Source organism: Endozoicomonas sp. ONNA2, assembly GCF_024606365.1.
In the GTDB taxonomy this organism is placed as follows: Bacteria; Pseudomonadota; Gammaproteobacteria; order Pseudomonadales; family Endozoicomonadaceae; genus Endozoicomonas.
Window position 1 is genome coordinate 1 of record NZ_JAHHPO010001206.1, and the last position, 4,467, is coordinate 4,467.

General features: G+C 47.2%; 4 protein-coding genes. All 4 read left to right on the top strand.

The features are described 5' to 3' along the window. Positions 1–563: hypothetical protein (locus tag KDK14_RS21190; RefSeq protein WP_257267253.1), on the top strand; the 563-nt coding region annotated here is incomplete at its 5' end. A 433-nt stretch (positions 564–996) separates the two neighbouring features. Continuing rightward, positions 997–2,145 carry a hypothetical protein gene (locus KDK14_RS21195; protein ID WP_257267254.1) on the top strand — a complete coding sequence of 383 codons (1,149 nt, stop codon included), beginning with the start codon at positions 997–999 and terminating at the stop codon, positions 2,143–2,145. Further along, positions 2,142–3,248, top strand: a complete 1,107-nt coding sequence (locus KDK14_RS21925; RefSeq protein ID WP_257267256.1) for a tyrosine-type recombinase/integrase — start codon at positions 2,142–2,144, stop codon at positions 3,246–3,248. The genes KDK14_RS21195 and KDK14_RS21925 overlap by 4 nt, the downstream gene beginning before the upstream one ends. 127 nt (positions 3,249–3,375) lie before the next feature. Continuing rightward, the gene (locus tag KDK14_RS21205; RefSeq protein ID WP_257267258.1) at positions 3,376–4,392 is read left to right on the top strand and encodes a protein DA1; all 1,017 of its coding nucleotides are present in this window, start codon (positions 3,376–3,378) and stop codon (positions 4,390–4,392) included. Positions 4,393–4,467: the final 75 nt, after the last annotated feature.

The following is a 4,467-nucleotide window of genomic DNA, read 5'->3' on the forward strand; positions in this document are numbered from 1 at the left end:
ACAGCGCTGCAGGCAACAACCACGTTCATGCCTTGAGGGATATGGGAGCTAAACTTTCCATGGAACAACTGGCTGAAGCCAAGAAAGAAGCCGAGAGAATGGACAGTCCCTGGGGCAGTAAGCATATCTGCGCCATTATGGAGATGATGCTGGAACAAGCCCTGAGGGATGTCATGTGCAACTTCAGTAATGAAGGTCTCGACATTGTCCTTAACTTGGTTGAGAAGGAAGACGTCAGACTATTTTCAGAAGATTGTACACAATTTCTGAGGGAAGCCCTGAGAATAAGTGCTGGCGGAAACAAGATTGTTGACATCTTATTGAAAATGGGTGCCACACTGCCTGATGAAGAACAGCCACAATTCTTGAAGGATGCGCTGAGACTGAACACTGCTGCAGGCGACAACCACGCCGCCGCCTTAGGGAAGATGGGAGCCACGCTGCCTCGTGAAGAGCTGGAACAAATGCTTCGGGAAGCTCGTTCAACACAGCGCCGTGTTACCGCGACTATTACTATTCTGGAGGAGATGATAAGCAAACATCAGGAACCTGCTGTTTCTTAAGTGTCCTTGCGGTGTTTGTCAACATACCGGAATAAGACCCTCTTTTGCCACGGAGACACGGAGAGAAAAAATCTTTTTCTCTGTGGCCAGGAGGCTTTCGGAGAATAGACTGCCCTGCTGCGGTTGCGATGTATTGGTCTAAAAATTTCTGCTATTGAAGAGAATAGCGGGGCTATTCGAAAAGCGTCAGAGATTTTTAGACAAACTCTTCTTCCCTCACTTCAATCATGTCTGAAATCCCAATCCTCCCCGGACGATGGCTGAACGGCACAGTCTTTGTTCAGGTGTGGTATACGCCCTTCAACTGAGCTTCAGGCTGAACCGGGTCTGGTCAATGATAGAAAGTCCTCATTAATCGAACTGATGCGAATACATTGCAACATCAGGACTTTACTGCCGGTAAGTTCAGTTACCGGCAGTAAAGTTATCTGTTGTGGAACTGATAATACTGGTATTACAATACCAGTATTATCAGTTTCTTTTATTTTGGGATAAGCAGAATATGAAGGGCTCAGAGCAAGATGAAGTGAGAAGGCAGCACGTTTTCAGTATTCTTGATGACTTGAAAGAGAAAGGAGAACGAATTAACGCTGACAAGGTCGCCCGCATCGGGAGAATGGGCAAGCAAACCGTATTGCCTTATTACAATGAGTGGCGGTATTCAGGTGCTCTGGGTGAAGCCGAGACGCTTGAGTTGCCTGATGACCTGATCAGAAGTCTGAAAAGAGGCATGGTACAGTGGAAACATCAGTTATCAGAAGAACAGCGGAATTTTGAAGAGTCCGCAAACCAGGAGATTGATGAGCTAAAGGAAAGCCTGAATCAGGTTCTGGCAAAGAATAGTCAACTGTCTCGCAGTAACTCTGAGCTTCAGGGGCAGGTCCGGCAGCTCAGCGCAGAACTCGATACAACAAGGCTCGCATTACAACAAAGCAATCAGGACCTGAAAGAGCTGGAATCACGCCTGACATCAGAGCAGAGACAAATTGAACAGCTGCAGTGCGCAGCTGCTGAGCAAAAAGCCCTTCATCTTCAGGCCATAAACAATCTTGAGAAGCAGATGGATCATCGATGTCAGGAGCAACTGAATCACTGGATCGGCGTAGTCGATGATGAGCGAAGGCTAAAGCAGGAACTGGAAAAGAAGATAAGCAACCAACTTCAGGAACAACAGGCGTTGAGAAAAGATAATCTGGAGCTTCAGAGTCGGTTGGACAGCAAGTCGAGGGCATACATTCAGGTTTGCGAAGAGAGAAACGCCCTGTCTTCAGAGAAAAGCAAGGCAGAAGCCATGGTTCAGCTTGCCAGTCAGTCAATGGTGTTGCTGGACAGTGATCAGGATAATCTATTAGGCGCACTACGGCACCTTCTGGCTGGAGCCACGGAATCCCAAATAGCGCAAGAGCAATACAGGGCTGCAATATCGGATAAAGCCAAGCTGGAAAGTCGCCTCCGGCAAGCTGAAGAACGGCTTGATGAAATCGATAATCTCCGGCTTGAGCTTGCAAGAGCCCGCGGTATTGCCGAAGCTTTTGAAAAAGCACTGTCTAAAAAAACTGAAACTCCTGAGGTGACGCAGTGAGCCAACCGATTCATCCTGTCTTTTATCCGGATACCTTCCCCGCCCTACCCGCTCATGAGAATGACAACATGATGGGTGCGGGCAACGATGGTGAAGCAATGACGCTTTTCCTGAACAAGTCCGGGGCTCGTTCAGAAGAGACCCTGCGTCGTTATGAGCGAGAAGTTACCCGGCTGACAGCGTTTTTATACATTGAATTGGGCATTGGATATAAAGATGTGCGTCTTAAACACCTGCAGGCTTATGTGAATTTTATCCAGAACCTACCGACGCGCTGGCTTATGCCAGGCGTACTTCCCGGTCAGCCAGGAAGGATTATGTTTAAATCGCCCATCAAGCCGGGAAAGAGTACCGATCTGGTTATTGATGTACTGTCTTCTTTTTTCGCCTTTCTTGAGAAAAATCGGTATACCATCGGAAATCCGGCAGCATCATTAATCCGGTCCGGTGAAAAGTTGGCTCGTGGCAACACCATCATCAGATATTTTTATGATAATGAGTGGCAATTTATTAGAAAGTGCCTGGGTGGCCTGCCAATGGGTACTGAAAGAGAACGACTTGAGTCAACCCGTACCCGCCTCATCCTATCGTTGAGCTATGGACTGGCCTTGCGGGAATCTGAACTGACGGGACATACCTGTTCAGATATACATCCTGATAATGACAACGGTTTTTATCTCAGTGTTCTGGGCAAGGGCAGGAAAAGAAGGCAGGTACCCTTGAATACAGTGCTGCAACAGCAAATCATTGAATACAGACGCATGAATGGATTCTCAGGTTTGTACGGAGACGCTTTTCCCCTGGCACCAAAAACACGCAAAACCGACGGTTTGATCGTATCACTGACAGCCAGGGGGCTTCGGTATTGGTGGCGATCATTCATGGACGATTGTCGGAGCAAGGCATCACCAGATATCAGGTACAGATTACAAGAGCTGCCGTTTCATACGTTGCGCCATACAGCACTGACACACCTGGCTCGAAAAATGGATATCGAAGACCTTGCTATATTTGCAGGCCATGATTCAATCAATACCACAAGCCAATACTATCATGCAGAAGCAAGTCGACTGAAAAAGATGGCTGCCGATCACCATATCTGATCAGGCAGCCAAGGAAGACCCTGTCACCATGAAGAATTGTTTGTGAAAAATTGTTGTTGCGATTGATAACGGGAGATTTCTTCCATTAATGGTCTGGAGACTGAATACTCATGCATCAGGGAAGGTCATGAACTATTGCCAGGGCTGTAAAAAACCATTAAAGGGCCAATTCATCAAGGCTATGGGCATGCGCTGGCACCCCGGTTGTTTCAGGTGCAGTGGTTGTAGAAAACCATTTGCAGGAAAGGCCTTTGTGGTATTCAGGAATCGGGCCTTTCATCCTGACTGCCTGAAGTGTCCAAGTTGCCGAAAGCCCATCAAGGGAAACTATGTGGAACTCGATGAGATGGCCTGGCACCCTGTTTGTGCACAAAAGCAAACCGCCCCACTCTGCTCTGTCTGCCGTAACCCGCTCACCAGAAACTACTTTGTGGACTTCTGGGGCAACGCTTTTTGCAATAACCACCATGGACATCCGGAATGTTCCAGCTGCAGTCGCCTTGTTTGTGACAATCTTACCAATGGCGGCATGCAGTACCCTGATGGTGTTGTTATCTGTAACAAATGCAGCCTTAATGGTGTTTCCACCCAAGAGCGTGCGGACAGCATTGCTGTTGAAATGCGATCGGCTCTGGCATCGGTTGGGCTTGGTCTGAACTCGACACAAACGCCGGTAAAACTCTGTGGACGTGATGAGCTAAATGACGCCAGTCAACATGAATTTCATGACAACCACCCTATTCTGGGGGTTACCCGAACGACAATAACTCATCGGAAAGGACAGGTATTGGCCAGAAATTTTGACTGCATATTAATCCAGATAAACCTGCCGGAGGAACATTTTCGAACCGTCATGATTCATGAACTCACTCATGCCTGGTTTTTTTATAATTATTATGAAAATCTGCCATTGAAGGTAGAGGAAGGAATGTGCGTATTAATGGAATATATCTGGCTGAAAAACCTTAATACCAAAGATGCTGAATTCCGAAAAAAACAAATAGAGCAAAGTGCCGATCCGATTTATGGCGATGGCTTTCGGGAGGCCAGAGAGTCGCTGAAACATATGCCGCTTTCCTCGCTTCTGGAATTCATCAAGGATAAAAAGAAATTCCCCAGTCGCTGGAATTCTTTCTTTTTCTAAAAATGGTATGTAAATAGGCATGGAGGCGAGTACCGGAGTCGAACCGGTCTAAATGGAGTTGCAGTCCACTGCATA